The organism is Buchananella hordeovulneris, from assembly GCF_001907235.1.
GTDB classification, from domain to species: Bacteria; Actinomycetota; Actinomycetes; order Actinomycetales; family Actinomycetaceae; genus Buchananella; species Buchananella hordeovulneris.
Genome location: NZ_MQVS01000002.1, coordinates 133,531 through 151,663 on the forward strand (window position 1 = coordinate 133,531; position 18,133 = coordinate 151,663).

17 protein-coding genes are annotated in these 18,133 nt (G+C 66.6%); 11 read left to right on the forward strand and 6 right to left on the reverse strand.

All coding sequences use genetic code 11. The features are described from left to right. Window positions 1–111: 111 nt before the first annotated feature. The 8 genes from rapZ to BSZ40_RS02440 all read left to right on the forward strand — a co-directional run bounded on the left by rapZ (window position 112) and on the right by BSZ40_RS02440 (window position 7,077). The gene (rapZ, locus tag BSZ40_RS02405; protein WP_073822967.1) at window positions 112–1,062 is read left to right on the forward strand and encodes an RNase adapter RapZ; all 951 of its coding nucleotides are present in this window, start codon (window positions 112–114) and stop codon (window positions 1,060–1,062) included. A 3-nt stretch (window positions 1,063–1,065) separates the two neighbouring features. After that, a complete protein-coding gene (locus tag BSZ40_RS02410; protein ID WP_073822969.1) occupies window positions 1,066–2,019 on the forward strand; it encodes a gluconeogenesis factor YvcK family protein in 954 nt (317 codons plus the stop codon). A 76-nt stretch (window positions 2,020–2,095) separates the two neighbouring features. Further along, the gene (gene whiA, locus BSZ40_RS02415) at window positions 2,096–3,076 is read left to right on the forward strand and encodes a DNA-binding protein WhiA (protein ID WP_073822971.1); all 981 of its coding nucleotides are present in this window, start codon (window positions 2,096–2,098) and stop codon (window positions 3,074–3,076) included. 208 nt (window positions 3,077–3,284) lie between these two features. Continuing rightward, the gene (gene gap / locus BSZ40_RS02420) at window positions 3,285–4,289 is read left to right on the forward strand and encodes a type I glyceraldehyde-3-phosphate dehydrogenase (protein WP_073822973.1); all 1,005 of its coding nucleotides are present in this window, start codon (window positions 3,285–3,287) and stop codon (window positions 4,287–4,289) included. Between the two features lie 108 nt (window positions 4,290–4,397). After that, window positions 4,398–5,588: a phosphoglycerate kinase gene (locus BSZ40_RS02425; protein WP_073822975.1), complete on the forward strand. Its 1,191-nt coding sequence runs from the start codon at window positions 4,398–4,400 to the stop codon at window positions 5,586–5,588. 1 nt (window position 5,589) lies between these two features. Continuing rightward, complete coding sequence (gene tpiA, locus BSZ40_RS02430) at window positions 5,590–6,369, forward strand: triose-phosphate isomerase (RefSeq protein ID WP_073822977.1); 780 nt, start codon at window positions 5,590–5,592, stop codon at window positions 6,367–6,369. Window positions 6,370–6,484: 115 nt separating this feature from the next. Further along, a complete protein-coding gene (gene secG, locus BSZ40_RS02435; protein ID WP_073822979.1) occupies window positions 6,485–6,721 on the forward strand; it encodes a preprotein translocase subunit SecG in 237 nt (78 codons plus the stop codon). Then, a complete protein-coding gene (locus BSZ40_RS02440) occupies window positions 6,721–7,077 on the forward strand; it encodes an RNA polymerase-binding protein RbpA (protein ID WP_073822981.1) in 357 nt (118 codons plus the stop codon). Before secG ends, BSZ40_RS02440 begins: the two co-directional genes overlap by 1 nt. A 120-nt stretch (window positions 7,078–7,197) precedes the next feature. Here the strand turns inward: BSZ40_RS02440 and BSZ40_RS02445 are convergent, their stop codons facing one another. The 6 genes from BSZ40_RS02445 to tkt form a co-directional block, all read right to left on the reverse strand. Continuing rightward, entirely contained in the window at window positions 7,198–8,145 is a 948-nt protein-coding gene (locus BSZ40_RS02445; protein ID WP_073822983.1) for a family 16 glycosylhydrolase, read from the reverse strand. Window positions 8,146–8,242: 97 nt separating this feature from the next. Continuing rightward, on the reverse strand, window positions 8,243–8,971 hold the full coding sequence (gene pgl, locus BSZ40_RS02450) for a 6-phosphogluconolactonase (RefSeq protein ID WP_073822985.1): 729 nt from the start codon (window positions 8,969–8,971) through the stop codon (window positions 8,243–8,245). Next, window positions 8,968–9,912 carry a glucose-6-phosphate dehydrogenase assembly protein OpcA gene (locus BSZ40_RS02455; RefSeq protein WP_073822987.1) on the reverse strand — a complete coding sequence of 315 codons (945 nt, stop codon included), beginning with the start codon at window positions 9,910–9,912 and terminating at the stop codon, window positions 8,968–8,970. Before BSZ40_RS02455 ends, pgl begins: the two co-directional genes overlap by 4 nt. Before the next feature lie 9 nt (window positions 9,913–9,921). Continuing rightward, on the reverse strand, window positions 9,922–11,466 hold the full coding sequence (gene zwf, locus BSZ40_RS02460) for a glucose-6-phosphate dehydrogenase (protein ID WP_073822989.1): 1,545 nt from the start codon (window positions 11,464–11,466) through the stop codon (window positions 9,922–9,924). Continuing rightward, window positions 11,463–13,217 carry a hypothetical protein gene (locus BSZ40_RS02465; RefSeq protein ID WP_222842727.1) on the reverse strand — a complete coding sequence of 585 codons (1,755 nt, stop codon included), beginning with the start codon at window positions 13,215–13,217 and terminating at the stop codon, window positions 11,463–11,465. The genes zwf and BSZ40_RS02465 overlap by 4 nt, the downstream gene beginning before the upstream one ends. A gap of 30 nt (window positions 13,218–13,247) precedes the next feature. Beyond that, on the reverse strand, window positions 13,248–15,329 hold the full coding sequence (gene tkt, locus BSZ40_RS02470) for a transketolase (RefSeq protein WP_073822991.1): 2,082 nt from the start codon (window positions 15,327–15,329) through the stop codon (window positions 13,248–13,250). 143 nt (window positions 15,330–15,472) lie between these two features. On the opposite strand from tkt, the gene BSZ40_RS02475 reads away from it, so the two are divergent. The 3 genes from BSZ40_RS02475 to BSZ40_RS02485 are packed head-to-tail and all read left to right on the forward strand — an operon-like array spanning window position 15,473 to window position 18,131. Then, window positions 15,473–16,438: a site-specific tyrosine recombinase XerD gene (locus BSZ40_RS02475; RefSeq protein ID WP_073822993.1), complete on the forward strand. Its 966-nt coding sequence runs from the start codon at window positions 15,473–15,475 to the stop codon at window positions 16,436–16,438. Between the two features lie 12 nt (window positions 16,439–16,450). Further along, window positions 16,451–17,302: a ParA family protein gene (locus BSZ40_RS02480; RefSeq protein ID WP_073822995.1), complete on the forward strand. Its 852-nt coding sequence runs from the start codon at window positions 16,451–16,453 to the stop codon at window positions 17,300–17,302. Beyond that, window positions 17,289–18,131, forward strand: coding sequence for a segregation and condensation protein A (locus BSZ40_RS02485; protein WP_425425633.1), 843 nt, complete (start codon window positions 17,289–17,291; stop codon window positions 18,129–18,131). The genes BSZ40_RS02480 and BSZ40_RS02485 overlap by 14 nt, the downstream gene beginning before the upstream one ends. Window positions 18,132–18,133 lie beyond the last annotated feature (2 nt).

Genomic DNA, 18,133 nt, shown 5'->3' on the forward strand with positions numbered 1-18,133 from the left:
TGGGTGGGCCGAAGGTTCTCTTTCGGCCCACCCGGCTCGCTGCCCGGAAACTGGTCCGAACGGTGGGGTGGCGGGCCAGCCGGGGGCGGCTAGTCGTGGCAAACTAGCGCCATGAGTGCGCAGACGCAACGTGACCCCGAAGACCCACAGACCGTGCCAGAAGGCATTCCGCAGCTCGACGCCAACGCGGTGCTGGAACCAACTCCGCGGCCCGAGTTGTTGATCATCACTGGCATGTCGGGGGCGGGCCGCTCCCGCACGTCGATGGCCCTACAGGATCTCGATTGGTACGTGGTCGATAACTTGCCACCCCGCATGATTACCGCGATGAGCGGCATGATGACGGCGGCGGCTGGTGGGGTCCATCGCCTGGCGGTGGTAGTTGATGTGCGGAGCCGGGAGTTTTTCGCCGACTTCATTTCGGTGCTTGACGAGTTACGGGATAAGGGCGTGGCATTTCGCATCCTGTTCCTGGACGCCGCTGACGACGAACTAGTGCGGCGCTACGAGTACAACCGCCGTCCGCACCCGCTGCAGGGCTCAGGCCGCATGCTCGACGCCATCCGGGCCGAGCGGGAATTGCTAGCGCCCCTGCGGGCCCGGGCCGACGTCGTCATCTCCACCACCAACCTCAACGTGCATGATCTGGCACGCAAGGTTCGGGAGGTGGTTGCCGCCGAGGACGTTCCCTTGCGCATCGCCCTGGTGTCTTTCGGCTTCAAGTACGGCATCCCGCTCGACGCCGACCACGTGGTTGATATGCGTTTCCTAGCCAATCCCTACTGGGTCACCGAGCTGCGTCACCTGACCGGGAAAGACGCACCGGTGCGCGATTACGTGCTTGACTTGCCCACCGCCAAGGATTTTGCCAGCAAGTATGTTGCCGCCCTTGAGTTGGTGCTGGCGGGTTACCAGTCCGAGCTCAAGCCGTATGCCACGGTGGCGGTCGGTTGCACGGGAGGCAAGCACCGCTCAGTGGCCATGGCGGAGCACCTCGGCGATTTGCTGCGGCAGGCCGGGTACGCCTGTGAAGTCTCCCACCGGGATCTCGGGCGCGAGTAGCCCATGTTGACTGGGCAGGCCGGACCGCGCATCGTGGCGCTGGGAGGGGGGCACGGGCTGTACGCCGCGCTGCGGGCGGCCTGCCACCTCACCACCAACTTAACCGCTGTGGTGACGGTCGCCGATGATGGGGGCTCCTCCGGCAGGTTGCGCGACGAGTTTGGCGCCCTGCCGCCGGGGGACCTGCGGATGGCGTTGGCCGCGCTGTGCGGGGATCTCCACCGGCAGCAACTGTGGGCCCAGGTGCTGCAGCATCGCTTCCACTCGACCGGGCCGCTCGACAATCATGCGCTCGGCAATCTGCTCATCATGGGCTTGTGGCAACAGCTAGGGGACCCAATTGACGGCCTGGACTACATCGGGCGGCTAGTGGGGGCCAAAGGGAGGGTGTTGCCGATGGCCAGCGAGCCGCTCGAGATCGAGGCCACCGCGCTGGTCGACGGCCAGGAGGTGGTGGTGCGTGGGCAGTCACGGGTCGCCGTTACCCCAGCAGTGCAAAGTGTGTGCCTGCTGCCTGCCGATCCGCACGTGGACGAGCGCGTCATAGCGGCTGTACGGGAGGCCGATTGGATAATTTTGGGCCCCGGTTCCTGGTTCACTTCCGTCTTGCCGCACCTGCTGGTGCCGGCCCTGCGCCGAGCGCTGGTGGCCACGCGCGCCCGCCGCATTCTCACCCTCAACCTGGTGCCACAGCGGGGCGAAACTGAGGGTATGAGCGCCGCCGACCACGTCGAGGTGCTGCTGCGGCATGCGCCCGACTTTCGTCTCGATGTGATCGTGGCAGACCCCAGCCAGGTCGACGACATCGCGGCCCTCGATCGGGCCGCTAGCGCCAGTGGGGCCCGTGTTACCCTCCGGCAGGTACATCGTGCCGATGATCACGCTGTCCACGACGAGTTGCGACTAGCGGCGGCTTTTCGGGACGCTTGTGACGGTTTGGTGGGGGACATCGACTAACGCTAGTGGCCCGGTTTAGTGCGTATCCTGCGGACTTCGGCCATTATTGCCGCTGGAAGCTAAGGGAGGTAGCTGTATGTCGATGACCGTAGAGGTCAAGGACGAGCTGGCGCGCGTCAAGCCTGCTCGCCTGCAGGAAATGCGGGCTGAAGTGGCGGCCATCGTGCGTTTTGCCGGCGGCCTGCACATTGTGGCCGGCTCGGTGGTGGTGGAGTCGGAGCTCGATACCGGCATTGGTGCTCGCCGTCTGCGGGAGGCCATTCGGTCGCTCTATCAGGTCGACAGCGAGCTGGTGGTCATCGCGGGGGGCCTAAGGCGCGGCAAACGCTACCTCGTGCGGGTGGTCCAGGACGGTGAGAAGCTGGCGCGCTACACGGGGCTCATCGACGGCAACGGTCGCCCGGTGCGGGGACTGCCGCCGCAGGTCGTCTCGGGCACGATTCCGGAAGCCGTCGCGGCCTGGCGGGGAGCCTTCATCGCCCACGGCTCGCTCACCGAGCCGGGCCGTTCCGGGGCGTTGGAGGTGTCCTGTCCCGGTCCGGAGTCCGCGCTTGCGCTGGTGGGCGCCGCTCGGCGCCTGGGAGTGATCGCCAAGTCGCGGGAGGCGCGCGGGGGAGTGCGCGTCGTTATTCGGGACGGCGACCAGATCGCCGCCCTGCTTAAGCTGATGGGGGCCACCGAGTCGGTGCAGCACTGGGAAGAGCGGCGCATGACGCGGGAGGCCCGCGGCACCGCCAATCGGCTGGCCAATTTTGACGACGCCAACCTGCGGCGTTCCGTGCGGGCGGCCGTGGCGGCCGGAGCCCGCGTTTCGCGAGCTTTTGAAATTCTCGGCGAGGAGATTCCGGCACATCTGGTGGAGGCTGGGCGCCTGCGGGTGGCCAACCCCAACGCCTCCTTGGAGGAGCTCGGTCGGCTGACGGATCCGCCGTTGACGAAAGACGCGGTGGCGGGCCGGATCCGTCGCCTGTTGGCGATGGCGGACAAACGGGCCGCCGAGCTGAACATTCCGGATACCGAGGCGGCTTTGAACAGTGAGCTGCTCGACGAGATGTGATGTTCGCCGCCACGCGAGCGTCGAAATCGTTGTTCGCCGATGGCGACAGTCACAAAGTTGGGACGTTGGCCACGGCAGATTCCGCCGCGTGCGTGTAACGTAATACCAGTCCACAGTGAGCCAAGCTATGGTTCGCCGGACTGGTGCCCGTTGGGCGCCACTTGCATCGACGACTTCGTGCGCCCAGGCGCACTTCAGGAGGACAATCGTGACCATCCGCGTTGGTATTAACGGCTTCGGCCGCATCGGCCGCAACTTCTTCCGCGCTGCGCTGCTGCAGGGTGCGGACATCGAGGTCGTCGCCGTCAACGATCTGACGGACAACAAGACCCTCGCCCACCTGCTCAAGTTTGACTCGATCCTCGGCCGTCTCGACGCCGAGGTTTCTTACGACGACGAGTCGATCACCGTCAACGGCAAGCGCATCGTCGGTTTCGCTGAGCGCGACCCGAAGAACATTCCGTGGGGCGAGCACAACGTCGACATCGTTATCGAGTCCACCGGTTTCTTCACCGACGCCGAGGCCGCCAAGGCCCACATCGAGGGTGGGGCCAAGAAGGTCATCATCTCCGCCCCGGCGAAGAACGAAGACGCCACCTTCGTGGTCGGGGTGAACCACACCGAGTACGACCCCGAGAAGCACACCATCATTTCCAACGCTTCTTGCACCACCAACTGCCTGGCCCCGCTGGCCAAGGTGCTGGACGAAAAGTTCGGCATCGAGCGTGGTCTGATGACGACCGTGCACGCCTACACCGGTGACCAGCGTTTGCTGGACGCTCCCCACAAGGACCTGCGTCGCGCCCGCGCCGCGGCCCTGAACATCGTGCCGACCTCGACCGGTGCCGCCAAGGCGGTGGCGCTGGTGCTGCCGCAGCTGAAGGGCAAGCTGGACGGCTACGCTCTGCGGGTGCCGACCCCGACCGGTTCCGCCACCGACCTGACCTTCACCGCTGCGCGTGAGGTCACCGTGGAAGAGGTCAACGCCGCCATCAAGGAGGCCGCTGAGGGCCCGCTGCAGGGCATCCTGGCCTACTCGGAGGAGCCGCTGGTCTCCACCGACATCGTCACCGACGCTCACTCCTCGATCTTCGACGCTGGCCTGACCAAGGTCATCGGCGACCAGGTCAAGGTCGTGTCGTGGTACGACAACGAGTGGGGCTACTCCAACCGACTGGTCGACCTGACCGTTTACGTCGGCGAGCGCCTCTGAGCAACAAGCCTCAAGGTTTGTAACCCGGCGGCGCCCACGCACGCGTTCACTCGCGGGCGCGGGCGCCGCCGAATTCGTAGATACGTTGCGACCGTAAAGGAAAAGGAATTGAAGACGCTGCAAACTTTGGGCGACCTGCGCGGCAAGCGCGTGCTGGTGCGTTCAGACTTTAACGTGCCACTGGACGGCGACCAGATCACCGATGATGGGCGGATCCGGGCGGCCCTGCCGACCTTGAATTACCTGCTTGAGCAGGGGGCCGCCGTCATCGTGATGGCCCACCTCGGCCGCCCCAAGGGGCAGGTTAACCCGGACTATTCGCTGGCGCCTGTGGCCAAGCGGCTGGGAGAGCTGCTTGAGGCCCCGGTGGTGCTGGCTGCCGACGTTGTCGGTGAGGACGCGAAGGCGAAGGCCGCGGCGCTGGAGAGCGGGCAGGTGCTGCTGCTGGAGAACATCCGCTTCGATGCGCGCGAAACCTCCAAGGTCGACGCCGAACGGGAGGAACTGGCGGGCGAGCTGGCGAGCCTGGCTGATGCGTTCGTCTCCGATGGTTTCGGTGTGGTGCACCGCAAGCAGGCCTCCGTGTACGACGTGGCCAAGGTGCTGCCGAGTGCGGCGGGCAAGCTGGTGCTGAAGGAAATCGAGTCGCTGTCGCGGGCCATCACGGATCCCGAGCGCCCCTACGCCGTGGTGCTGGGCGGCTCGAAGGTGTCCGACAAGTTGGGCGTCATCGAAAACTTGCTGTCTAAGGCGGACCGCATCCTCATCGGGGGCGGCATGGCCTACACGTTCCTGCGGGCGCTCGGCCACGAGGTTGGCACCTCGCTATTGGAAGAGGACCAGGTTGCCACCGTTCAGGGGTACCTGACCAGCGCCAAGGAAAACGGGGTGGAGATCGTGCTGCCGGTCGACGTCGTGGTGGCCCCCAAGTTCGCCGCCGACGCCCCGGCCAGCGTGGTGGCGGTCGACGCAATTCCTGCCGACCAGATGGGGCTAGACATTGGCCCGGCCAGCCGGGAGCTGTTTACCAGCAAGCTGGCTGACGCCCGCACCGTCGTGTGGAATGGCCCGATGGGGGTCTTCGAGTTCGAGGCTTTCGCCGAGGGCACGCGCGCCGTGGCCACCGCGCTGTCGCAGGGCGAGTCCTTCTCGGTCATCGGCGGCGGGGACTCGGCCGCGGCCGTGCGGAGCTTCGGCTTCGACGAGTCCACCTTCTCCCACATCTCCACCGGTGGTGGAGCATCCCTCGAAATGCTGGAGGGCAAGACCCTCCCCGGTATTGCTGTCCTGGAGGACTGACATGACGAACCGTATTCCGCTGATGGCGGGCAACTGGAAGATGAACCTCGACCACTTCGAGGCCATTCACCTAGTGCAGGGGCTGGCTTTGGCCTTGGGCGACGCTGGCCACGACTACGAGGCCGTTGAGGTTGTCGTCGTGCCTCCGTTCACAGACATCCGCTCGGTGCAGACCCTGGTGGAGGCCGACAAGCTGGCCATCCGCTACGGCGCGCAGGACGTGTCGGTGCACGACAAGGGCGCCTACACCGGGGAAATCTCTGCCACCATGCTCTCCCGCCTGGGAGTGAGCTACGTGGTGGTCGGGCACAGCGAGCGCCGCGAGTACCACGGCGAGACCGACGCCCTGATTGGGAAGAAGGCGCTGGTGGCGCTGGCTGCCGAGATGACGCCGATTTTGTGCTGCGGCGAAGGACTGGACGTGCGGAAGGCCGGGGAGCAGGTCTCCTACGTCCTCGCACAGATCGACGGCATGTTCGCGGACTTCACCCCCGAGCAGGTCGCCAAGTCAGTGGTGGCCTACGAACCGGTGTGGGCGATCGGCACCGGCGAGGTGGCAACCCCGGAGGACGCGCAGGAGGTGTGCGGCGCTATTCGGGCGCGCCTGGCCGAGCGTTTCGGTGCGGAGGTGGCCGACAAGGTGCGGGTGCTGTACGGCGGCTCGGTGAAGTCGTCCAACGTGGCTGACATCATGGCCAAGGAAGACGTCGATGGCGCGCTAGTGGGAGGTGCCTCCTTGCAGGCCGTGGAGTTCGCCAAGATCGCGCAGTTCTCCGCCTAGTAACGCGTGGTGCCGCCCCGGTCCCTAAGGTACGGGGCGGCACCGCCCGTGCCGTATGATGTTGCCTGGTGTTTAGCGCACCAAGTCAATTGTTTTCCCTACGAATGGATCAGTTGTGGACTTCGTTTCGATCCTGCTGAAGTCGCTGCTCGTCATTTCGAGCCTTTTCCTGGTGCTAACGGTGCTGTTGCACAAGGGCAAGGGGGGCGGCGTGTCTGAGCTCTTCGGCGGCGGTGTCTCCTCGGCGATGTCTTCCTCCGGTGTCGCCGAGCGCAACCTGAACCGCATCACGATCGCCATCGCGCTCGTGTGGTTCGTCACCATCGTCCTGCTCGGCATTCTGAGCCGCTGATGGCCGGCAGTGGATCAGCGATCCGCGGTTCGCGGATTGGCGCAGCGCCCTCGCGGGGCGTGGGTTCATATGTAGAGTTGGCCCCCCGGCAAGAGGTGACCTACCACTGTGCTGATGGGCACGAAACTGTGACCGTGTTCGTGAGCAGTGCGGACGTGGAAATCCCCGAGCTGTGGGATTGCGCTACGTGCGGAAATCAGGCGGCCCGCTACGTCGAGCAGGCCCCGGCACCGCAGCGCAGCCTGCCGTTTAAATCCCACCTGGACTACGTCAAGGAACGGCGGTCGGATGCGGAAGGACAAGCGCTGCTCGCCGAGGCGCTGGAGGCGCTTCGCCAGCGCCGGACGCTGCGGTGATAGTGGTCGGCGACTGTTAGCGCGCCGATTGGCTCCTGTCTAATAGGCAGCCCGGACATTGGGGGCGGAGACGTTGTGTGTCTCCGCCCTCGGCCGTCCCGGGCCGCGGGTGGCGCCACATTAGTCGGGAACGTAGTGGGCCACGTAGTCGATCTCTATCTCGGCGGTGGCGGGGGTCAGGGGGCCGGGCACCCCGCCGTCAACCACCTCGGTGTAGGGCGCCGCATTGTGGGGATCCATCGCCCCCGCCTGGAAGCCCACGAACATCGGCTTATCCGTCACCTGGGGGTGGTCAATTCTTCCCCATTCCTCCCCATCGAAGGTGAAGATGATGCGCTTGTCCTCGACGATCACCCCATAGGTGTGCCACTGGTCCATCGATGGGTTATCGAAGAAACGATGTTCCTGCTTGTTGTCCGGATCCCAGTGATAGACGCCCATCACCTGCGGGCCATTGGCGTGTCCCTCGGCAAAATCGATCTCGGGGGGCCAGCCCTCATCCACGGGCCAGAGGAGGAAGGCGTAGCCGATTCCTTTGGCTTGCGGGAATCTGGCCCGCACCTCCCACCGGCCACGCGAAGCAGAGAACAGTTGTTTCGAGCTGACCCCACCGGAGCGCCACTGCCCGTCGGTGTAGCGGGTGCGCACCACCAAGTTGCCGTCCCGCGTGAAGGTTTCGTCCTGGGAGCGGATGCCCATTGCGCCCTGTCCCACGGGCGGGTCGCCCCAGCCGTAACGCTCCCATTGCGAGTCGGTAATCGGCTGCTCGAAATCGTCGAAGAAGTCAATGCGCCAGCCCGGCAGCGCGGCCGGATCGGCGGCTGCCGGGCTGGCGGGGTCTTGGCTCTCCGCGGAGGGGACTGGGGCGGCACTCTGGCTGGGGGCGGCAGACTCCATCGTTGGGGAGCTGGTGGGGGAGGGCAAGGCGGTGCGTGAGGACGCCTGCGTCTTGGTTACTGCCGTCGGCGGCGCCGTCGCCTCGTCCGCGGTGGGCGTGGCCGAGCACGCGCCAACGAAACCGCCCGCCAGGACCATGGTTAACCAACTGACCGCTGTGCCCCGTCGCATGTGTCTTTCCTTTCCAGTAGGCCACCAAAAACCTTAAGCCTTGGCGGTAGGCCGCTGGGCTGGTGTGCGGCTGGAAATAACCTGAGACGGGGTGGGGTTAGTCCGGTTGCCCTAGGTGCTGCGCCGAGGCGTCGTCCACGAGCCAGAGGGTGGCGCCGGTGGCTTGCTCCTCTAACAGGGCCGCAGGCAGCTGACTGCCCCCGGCGGCCACCTGCCGCACCACCTCGGCTTTTTCTGCTCCGGCAGCGAGAAACACCGTAACCCGCGCGGTGGCCAGCGCTGCCAAGGTGAGCGAGACCCGCTGGGCGGGCGGTTTCGGAGAGGCAGGCTCGGCCACCGTTAGTCCCGTTGCCGCCAAGGCGGCGTGCCCGGGAAAGAGGGAAGCAATGTGACCGTCTGGTCCCACCCCTAAGAAAACGATGTCGAAACCCTCCGGCGGACCGTGGGCCGCCAGCTCCGCTGCGTAGGCCGCGGTGGCCGCGTCCAGGTCGCCGGACTCGGGCCCGGCTACCCGGTGCACGTGAGCTGTCGGCACGGGCAGGTGATCCAGCAGGGCCAGCTCGGCCTGCCGCGAGTTACGGTCCGGGTGGTCGGCAGGCGCGAACCGTTCATCGCCCCACCAGAAGTGGGCGTTGGCCCACGTCGCGGCGGGAAGCTCGTCTGCCGACAGGGCAGCGAGCATCGCGATTCCCAGGCCGCCGCCTGTCAGGGCGACGTGTGCTGGTCGTTCTTCGCTTGCGCAGACTTCCAGGCACTCCCGCAACAGGTTGGCCGCTAGGCGCGCCGCCGCGGCCTTGTCGGCGGCGCCGACAAATTGCACGGTCACAGCACCACCTCCGCGACCTTGTCCAGCCCGGTCGTGATGACTTGGCCGTAGGTGGCATCGACGTCCAAACGGCGCAGCTCTTCCATCAGGCAGTCCGCTGTCGCCCGCCGCGGCAGCACCACTCGCACATCTGGCACTCCGGGGCGCGATAGCACGGCCGTCGGCGAGCCGTCAACGCGGTCCAGCACGACGTCCCCGCCTTGCCGGTGCAGCTCGACGCGGCAGATAGTGGCGGCCCCCGCCACCTGGTGCATGCGCACCTCCACGTCCAGTTTGAGGGCCAGCCAGGCACCGATCATGCGCATCGCCGGGTGCTGTCCGTTGCCGTACAGGTCGACGCCGGTTATCGCGCTGAGGGGCGGTTCAGAGGCCGCCAGCACGAGCATGGCACGCCACAGGGTAACCCCCGACCACGATAGATCGGAATCTCCCGGCACGTACTGATTGGCCAGTTCTCGCAGGCGTGCCACCGGGTCGGCGGTTTCCCGCGAGTCGGTGATACGGCGGTGGGCGATGCGGCCCAACGGATCGCTGCTGGGGGACAGCGGCGGATCGGTTGGCCACCACACCACGATCGGCGAGTCCGGTAGCAGCAACGGGGTGACGAGGGTCTGCGGGCTACCGACGTCGCCGCGCCCGTGCAGGATCACCACGTCGGAGGCACCCGCCTCCGCCCCCACCCGGATCTCGGCGTCTAATACGCCCGCCTGCGGCTCGTTGTCTCCCTCCACGCAGGTGCCACTGACGACGATTACGCGGCAGGGGTGCTCCTTGGAGGCCTGCGTGGTTACTGCTAGGGCCGCCTCCACCTCGGCGGCCTCGGGGACCACCACGATGAGGGTGAAGACCCGACCGAGGGCCGGGGCGAGCCCGGACTCGCGCAGTTCGGCTAGGTGCGCGGCGACCGCTGCGGAGGTGGTCTCCGTAAGTTTGACGATCATGTTTCCTCCTTACGGCAGTCGCCAGGCCCGGCCGTCGGCCGCCAGCAGCTCGTCGGCGCTTGGTGGCCCCCAGGAGCCGGGCGCATAGGTCTCGGGTGGCCCCTGCGCCGCCCAGTGGGCGAGGATCGGGTCGAGGATCTGCCAGGACAGCTCGACCTCCTGCTGGCGGGGGAAAAGCGGCGGATCACCTAGCAACACATCCAAGATGAGTCGCTCGTAGGCCTCCGGCGATATTTCGGTGAAGGCGTGCCCGTAGTTAAAGTCCATGGTCACGTCCCGCACGTGGGTGGCGGTGCCCGGCACCTTGGCCCCGAACCGCAGCGTCACCCCTTCGTCGGGCTGCACCCGCACCACCAGGGCGTTGTGCCCCAACCCGTCGATCTCCGCATCGTGGAAAGGCGAGTGGAGGGGTTTCTTGAACACCACGGCAATCTCGGTGACTCGGCGTCCGAGCCGTTTACCGGCCCGCAGGTAGAAAGGCACCCCAGCCCAGCGACGGTTGGCGATGAACAGGCGCACCGCCGCGTAGGTCTCAGTCACGGAGTCGGACGAAATACCGTCCTCCTCCACGTAGGCCCGCACCTGGGTGCCCCCCTGCCAGCCCGCACCGTAGCGCCCCCGCGCGCCTGCCTGCGACAAGTCGTCGGGGACCTGCACCGCCTCCAGCACCTTGATTTTCTCGCGCCGCAGATTATCCGGATCCAGGGACGCCGGTTCCTCCATGGCGGTTAGGGCCAGTAACTGCAGGAGATGGTTTTGGATGATGTCGCGGGCAGCTCCGATGCCGTCGTAGTAACCCGCACGCGAGCCAATGCCGATGTCCTCCGCCATCGTGATCTGGACGTGGTCGACATAATTGGCGTTCCACACCGGCTCGAACAGGGTGTTGGCAAACCGCAGGGCCAGGAGGTTTTGCACAGTTTCCTTGCCCAGGTAGTGGTCGATGCGGAAGACCGACTCCTCCCGAAAAACTTGGGACACGGTGGCATCCAGCTGGCGCGCGGAGGCCAAGTCGTGCCCGAAGGGCTTTTCGATAATGACCCGTCGCCAGCCGCTTTCTTCCTGGTCCAGGCCGACGCGCGCCAGCTGCTGACACACGGTGGCAAAGGAGTTCGGCGGTACCGACAGGTAGAAGGCGTGGTTGCCGCCCACCCCGCGGGTGGCGTCGACGTCGGCGAGCGTGGCGGCCAGCCGATCGAAGCCCGCGTCGTCGGCGAAAGTACCCGTGACGAAACGGATACCGCGCGCCAACTGCTGCCAGGTCTCCTCCGCGAATGGCATCCGGGCGTGTGCCTGCACGGCCCGCTGCACCACCTCGGCGAATTGCTCGTCGCTCCAGTCCCGCCGACCGTAGCCGATGAGGGTAAACGCCGGATGCAGCAATCCACGGGCCGCTAGGTCGTAGACAGCTGGCAGCAGCTTCTTTTGCGCCAGATCACCGGTGACCCCAAAAATGACCAAGGCCGAGGGGCCTGCCACGCGGGGCAGGCGGCGATCGAGCGGATCACGCAGCTGAGCGAGTTGTGCGGCGCCCGCCTGTGTCGAGCCCGTCATGCCGAGAGGAGGCTGGCTAGGCGCTGCAGGGCAGCGGAGTCGGTTACATGCAGGCGCAGTACCGGCAGGTGGTGGCCGGCCAAGACGGCGGCATCCCCGGCGGCCTGGGCCGCGATCAGGGTAGCCAGATCGAAGCTGCGGCCCGGAATGTCCAACTGGGCCTGTGCCTCCCCGGTGATCTGCAGGAATACGCCGTCGGGGGCTCCACCCTTGTGTAACTGCCCGGTCGAGTGCAGGAAGCGTGGCCCCCAGCCGAAGGTGACCGGTCGCCCGGTGCGGGCCGCCAGCGCCGCGCGCACCGGCGCCAACAGGTCGGCGCTGTGCCCCTCCCGGTCAAGATAGGCCATCACCGCCAGGTAGCCGCGTGCCCCCAGCTTCCCTAGCAGGGCCTCCACGGCACCTGCCACCGTGGTGGACTCGCCCAGGAGCTCCGCGTCGGCCCGTACCTCAATGCCGTCCTCCACAAAGGCATAGGGCTCCGGCTCGGGGGTGTTATCCAGCAGCTCGCGGGCGGCAGCCTTGGCGGATTCGACGTTCGGTTGATCGAAGGGATTGATGCGCAGCAGCACCCCCGCAACGGCCGTCGCCACCTCCCACAGGAGCATGGCGGCACCGAGCTTGGCACCGACGTGCACCCCGTGTTCCTCCAGCACCACTTCTTCGCTGTCGCGGTCGAAGAGGACGACCGGCAGCACATCGGCGGCCACTTCGTCCCCGACCTCCGGTCCGTCTTCCCCGACCACTACCGGCAGCAGGCCGACGCCGTCCTTGCCCGTGGATTCGGCCACCAGTTGCTCGGCCCAGTCACCAAAATGGAACAACCCGGACTCGTCGTCGACCAGCACCAACTTGTCGCGCAGTGGCTTAGTGCCTGCCAGGGCCGCCCCCAGCACTAGCCCGGGGTTGTCGGCCGCGTCCCGCGCCAAGGCGGGCGCCACGGCGGCCGCGTCGGTCAGGAGCTGGGCGATGTCGACACCCGCCAGCCCCGTCGGCACCAAACCGAAGGCGGTCAGGGCCGAGAACCGGCCCCCGACCGTGGGGTCGGCCTCGAAAACCCGGTAGCCGGCGGCGGTGGCTGCCTCGTGGAGCGGCGAACCGGGGTCGGTAACGACCACGATGTGGCGTTTGACGTCCAGCCCGGCGTCGGCAAAGGCCTTTTCAAAGATGCGGCGCTGCGAATCGGTCTCCACCGTGCCGCCTGACTTGGACGACACCACGAGCACGGTGCGCGCCAGGTCACCGGCCAAGCCCCGCGCCACCTGATCCGGGTCCGTGGAGTCGAGCACTACTAGGTCCTGCCCGTAGGTGCCGGTAATGACCTCCGGTGCCAGGGAGGAGCCCCCCATACCGGCCAGCACCACCCGGTCGATGCCCGCCGCTCGCAACTCATCTCGCAGCGCCACGATCGGCTCCACCAGCGCCCGCGAGGTCTCAGGCAGCTGCGTCCACCCCAGGCGGATGGACGCCTCAGCTTCGGCAGCCGGCCCCCACAGGGTGGCGTCCTGGGCGAAGAGGCGCGAGGCAACCCGGTCCGCGACCAACTTGTCGATGTGCGCGCCCACGGCCTGGGAGGCCCACCCGGTGGCGATGACCTCTAGCTCGGGGGTCTGCTCCGGGTCGTCGTCGGGCAGCCCCGCCCACGCGATCGTCACGTCGCCGTCGTAAGCTTCCATCTCTTCGTTCTGCTCCTGGCAGCCGCAGCCGCCGCCCTGGCATCCGTTCTCCACGGGCAACATCTCGTTGTCGGTCATTTGTTGTCTCCTTCGCAGACGATGAGAAAGTTAGAGAGCGGACAGGGACTCGTGGGCAGCGGCCACCACCGCCTGCGGGGTAAACCCGAACTGCTCAAACAATATTTCGGCGGCCGCCGAGGCCCCAAAGTGCTCCAGGCTGACGATGCGCCCGGCCTGCCCGACGTAGCGGTGCCACGGCATGGCGATTCCCGCTTCCACGGCCACGCGCGCCCGCACGCTGGGGGGCAGCACCTCATCGCGGTAGGTCGCGTCTTGCGCGTCGAACCACTCCTGGCAGGGCATTGACACAACCCGTGCCCCGATGCCCTGCTGTGCCAGCTCGGAGCGCGCGGCCAGGGCTAGGGAGACTTCGGAACCGGTGGCGATGAGCAAGACTTGCAGCTCCAGGCCGGCCGGGGCCTCGGCCAGGATGTAGGCGCCGCGGGCGACTCCCTGGGCGCTGGCCAATTCTCCGCCCCGGGCGGGATCAGGCAGATTCTGGCGGGACAGGACCAAGCCGGCGGGCTTGTCCCGGGCGATAATCTCGCGCCAGGCCACCGAGGTCTCGGCGGCGTCGGCGGGCCGCACCACCGCGAAGTTCGGGATGGCGCGCATGGCTGCCAGGTGTTCGACGGGCTGGTGGGTCGGTCCGTCCTCCCCAACCCCGATCGAGTCGTGCGTCCAGACGAAGATGGAGGGCACGTCCATGAGGGCCGCCAGACGGACCGCTGGGCGCATGTAGTCAGCGAACTGGAAGAAGGTGCCGCCGTAGGGGCGGGTGAGCCCTTGCGTCGCCATGCCGTTGAGGATGGCCCCCATGGCGTGTTCGCGGATGCCGAAGTGCAGGGTGCGACCGTATTCGTGTCCGGCGAAAGCCGCAGTGGAACGGTGTGCGGGCAAGAACGACGGCTGACCGGGCATCGTGGTGTTGTTTGAACCAGCCAGGTCTGCCGAGCCACCCCACAGCTCCGGCAGAGATTCCGCCAGCGCCGCCAGCACCTTTCCGGAGGCGGCCCGGGTGGCGATCGGCGTGCCGGTGCCAAACTCCGGCAGGTTGGCGTCCCAGGCGGACGGCAGTTGGCGGGCCACCAGGCGGTCGTACAACGCGGCTGCCTCCGGGTGAGCTGCCCGCCAAGCTGTGTACCGTTCGTCCCACTCGGACCGCAGTTGCTGCGAGCGGCGGGCGGCGTTTTGCCGCGTGTAAGTCAACACTTCCTCGGCGACCGCAAAGTGGCTCTGCGGGTCGAAGCCGAGGAGCTCCTTCAGGGCCGCCAATTCCTCGCCTCCCAGCTTCGAGCCGTGGATGGCGCCGGTGTTCTGTTTGGTGGGGGCGGGCCAGCCAATGATGGTGCGCACCGAGATCAGCGAGGGACGGCCAGTTTCGGCCTGGGCGGCCTCGATTGCGGCCCACAGGGCATCCAGATCCTCGACGTAGCTGCCGGAGGCAGTGAAATCGACCCGCTGGACGTGCCATCCGTACGCCCGGTAGCGGGCATCGACGTCTTCCGTAAAAGCGATGTCGGTGTCGTCCTCGATGGAGATGTGGTTGTCGTCCCAGATGACCAACAGGTTACCGAGCTCCTGGGTGCCGGCCAGGGAGGAAGCCTCCGCGCTGACGCCCTCCTGCAGGTCGCCATCAGAAGCGATCACAACGACCCGGTGGTCGAAGGGGCTGGTGCCAACGGGTGCCTCGGGGTCGAGCAGTCCGCGCACCCGCCGGGCATCCATCGCCATGCCCACAGCGGTGGCGATGCCCTGTCCCAGCGGGCCAGTGGTGGTCTCCACGAACTTGGTGTGCCGAAACTCGGGATGACCGGGAGTTTTGGCGCCCCAGGTGCGCAGCGCTTGCAGGTCGTTCAGCTCCATGTCCAGTCCGGCCAGGAACAGCTGCACGTACTGGGTGAGCGCCGAGTGGCCGCAAGACAGGACGAAACGGTCACGTCCAGCCCACCGATCGTCAGCGACGTCGTAGCGCAGCAGGCGCGAGAACAGTGTGTAGGCAATGGGGGCCAGAGAAATCGCGGTGCCGGGGTGGCCGTTGCCAACCTTTTCCACCGCATCAGCGGCCAGCACGCGGGCGGTAGCTACCGCTCGATCATCGAGTTCGCTCCAGGAAAGGGCAGTGTGCACGTCTGGTACTCCTTCTTCGGTGGCGCAGCGCTCCCCAGACTAGTAGGCGATGCTGGGAAAGTCCGGCCGGACCTGCGGAACGGGCACGGCCATAATTGTGTCGTTGCCCGCTCATACCGTGCCCCTACCGGGAAGGAGTCGCAGTGACGACACCGCTGACCGACTGCCTGGAGGAGTACCTGGCGCACCTGCGGGTGGAACGCGGCCTGGCGGACAATACTTTGGCCGCCTATGCCCGCGATCTGCGCAAGTACGACGCCTTCCTGACCGCGCAGGGGGTGTCCGGGCCCGCGGCAGTCACCGTCGGGCACATCGAGACCTTCGTCGAAGCTTTGCGTTCCGGGCAAGCCACCGGCACCGCACAGGCTGCCTCCTCTACGGCCCGGATCGTGGCAGCCGTCCGGGGTCTGCATCGCTTCTTGGCGGCCGAGGGCCGGGTGAAACGGGATGTCACGGTAGACGTGGACCCGCCCGCCACCGCCAAAACACTGCCCAAGGCCCTGGAGGTTGACCAGGTGGAGGCGCTTTTGCGCGCAGCCGCTGCCCGCCCCGGGGCGAGCGGGACGCGAGATCTGGCGCTGTTGGAGTTTTTGTACGCGACGGGTGCCCGCATCACCGAGGCCGTGAGTTTGGATGTGGACGATGTGGAGTTGCGGGAACCCGCCGCGGTCCTCCTGCACGGCAAGGGGGGCAAGCAGCGCGTAGTTCCGGTGGGCAGCCACGCGGTGGCCGCTCTGACCACCTACCTGCACACGGCGCGCGGGCAATTACTGGCCGCAGGCACCGGCACGCCCGCCCTGTTCGTAAATGCCCGAGGCCGTCGCCTCACCCGACAATCGGCCTGGGCGGTGCTACAGAGCGTGGCGCGCGCCGCCGACCTAGCGGGGCACGTCTCACCACACGTGCTGCGGCATTCGTTTGCCACCCACATCCTGGCGGCGGGGGCGGACGTGCGGGTAGTGCAGGAGCTCCTTGGCCACGCCTCGGTAGCCACCACTCAGTTGTACACAAAAGTCACTGGACAAACCTTGCGCGAAATCTACGCCACCTCCCATCCGCGGGCTTTGGCCGCGCCCGCGAGCCGCCCGGTGCCGGAGGCGGGCGTGTAATAAGGTGACAGTGTGAGCGACGAGACTATCTCCGAACTAGCGGACGTGACGACCGATTTTCCGGTGCCTGCGCCCCTGTCCGGGCACGGCCCGGCGCGCATTATCGCCATGTGCAACCAGAAGGGGGGAGTGGGGAAAACCACTACCACCATCAACCTGGCGGCTGCGCTGGCGGACTACGGACGCAAGATACTCATAGTCGATTTCGATCCGCAGGGTGCTGCCTCGGCAGGTCTCGGTGTGGCGGCTCACGAGATTGACGACACCATCTACACGTTGATGACGCAGCCGAAGACCGACATCCGGGACGTCATCCTGCCCACCCGCACCGAGAACCTAGATCTGGTGCCGGCCAACATCGACCTCTCCGCCGCCGAGATGCAGCTGGTAAACGAAGTGGCACGGGAATCGATCCTGGCGCGAGTGCTGCGCCCCGTGGTGGACGACTACGACGCCATCATCGTCGATTGCCAACCCTCCCTCGGGCTGTTGACTGTCAACGCGTTGACCGCCGCGCACGGGGTGATCATCCCGTTGGAGACCGAGTTCTTTGCGTTGCGGGGGGTGGCCCTCCTCGTGGAGAACATCGAAAAGGTCCGGGACCGGCTCAATCCGCGCCTCACCATCGACGGCATCTTGGCCACCATGGTGGACAAACGTACCCTCCACACGCGGGAGGTATTGGAGCGCCTGGAGCAGGCGTTCGATGACCTGGTTTTCAGCACCATGATCGGGCGGACCATCAAGTTCCCAGACGCCTCGGTGGCGACCGAACCCATTTTGTCTTACGCCCCCAACCACCCGGGGGCCGAGGCCTATCGCCGCCTGGCGCGCGAGGTGGTTGCGCGCGGTGCCTGCGCCTGAACTGCCTCCGTCCCTGACCGAGCCGACGGGGGCGGCACCCAGCGAGCCGCAAAAGCAACGCGCCTTTTCGGTGACGCTGGAAAACTTCACCGGTCCTTTCGACCTGTTGCTGGGGTTAATAGCCAAGCATCAACTCGACATTACCGAAATTGCCTTGGCCCAGGTGACGGACGAATTCATCGCGCACATGGATGCGCACTGGGACGTGTCACAGGCCAGCGAATTCCTGGTCGTGGCGGCAACATTGCTAGAAATCAAGGCGGCCAGGCTGCTGCCGCAGCAAGAGCGGGAAGCAGAGGAGGACCTTGAGTTTCTGGAGGCACGCGACCTGTTGTTCGCGCGCCTACTGCAGTACCGCACCTTCAAGGAAGCGGCCGCCTGGATGGGGCAGCGCCTAGCCGTCGGCGAGAGCTACCTGCCCCGGGAAGTGGGGTTGGAAGCGCCCTTCGCAGCGCTGCTGCCCGAGCTGGTGTGGCACGTGCGCCCGGAAGAACTGGCGCGCCGAGCAGCCGCGGCCCTCAGTCGCCGCCCACCAGAGGTGGCTGTGGCCCACCTGCACGAGGTAGTGGTGCCAGTACCAGGCCAGATGAAGATCCTGGCAGCATTGCTGCGCACAGCCGGGCAAGCCACCTTCTCCCACCTGATCGCCGACGCCGCCTCCACCGCCGTCGTGGTTTCCCGCTTCCTGGCGCTGCTGGAGCTGTACCGGGCAGGCGTGGTCGAGTTTGAACAAGACGAACATCTAGGCCCCCTGACCGTGCAGTGGACAGGCGACCTGACCTCCGAGGTAGGCACAGGCACAGACGAATACGACGAGGGAGTGGCGTGAGC

Excerpts from the sequence above, each read along its gene's own strand:
- rapZ (WP_073822967.1), top strand. The coding sequence starts at position 112 with ATGAGTGCGCAGACGCAACGTGACCCCGAAGACCCACAGACCGTGCCA.
- BSZ40_RS02410 (WP_073822969.1), top strand. The coding sequence starts at position 1,066 with ATGTTGACTGGGCAGGCCGGACCGCGCATCGTGGCGCTGGGAGGGGGG.
- whiA (WP_073822971.1), top strand. The coding sequence starts at position 2,096 with ATGTCGATGACCGTAGAGGTCAAGGACGAGCTGGCGCGCGTCAAGCCT.
- tpiA (WP_073822977.1), top strand. The coding sequence starts at position 5,590 with ATGACGAACCGTATTCCGCTGATGGCGGGCAACTGGAAGATGAACCTC.
- BSZ40_RS02440 (WP_073822981.1), top strand. The coding sequence starts at position 6,721 with ATGGCCGGCAGTGGATCAGCGATCCGCGGTTCGCGGATTGGCGCAGCG.
- BSZ40_RS02445 (WP_073822983.1), bottom strand. The coding sequence starts at position 8,145 with ATGCGACGGGGCACAGCGGTCAGTTGGTTAACCATGGTCCTGGCGGGC.
- BSZ40_RS02455 (WP_073822987.1), bottom strand. The coding sequence starts at position 9,912 with ATGATCGTCAAACTTACGGAGACCACCTCCGCAGCGGTCGCCGCGCAC.
- zwf (WP_073822989.1), bottom strand. The coding sequence starts at position 11,466 with ATGACGGGCTCGACACAGGCGGGCGCCGCACAACTCGCTCAGCTGCGT.
- BSZ40_RS02465 (WP_222842727.1), bottom strand. The coding sequence starts at position 13,217 with ATGACCGACAACGAGATGTTGCCCGTGGAGAACGGATGCCAGGGCGGC.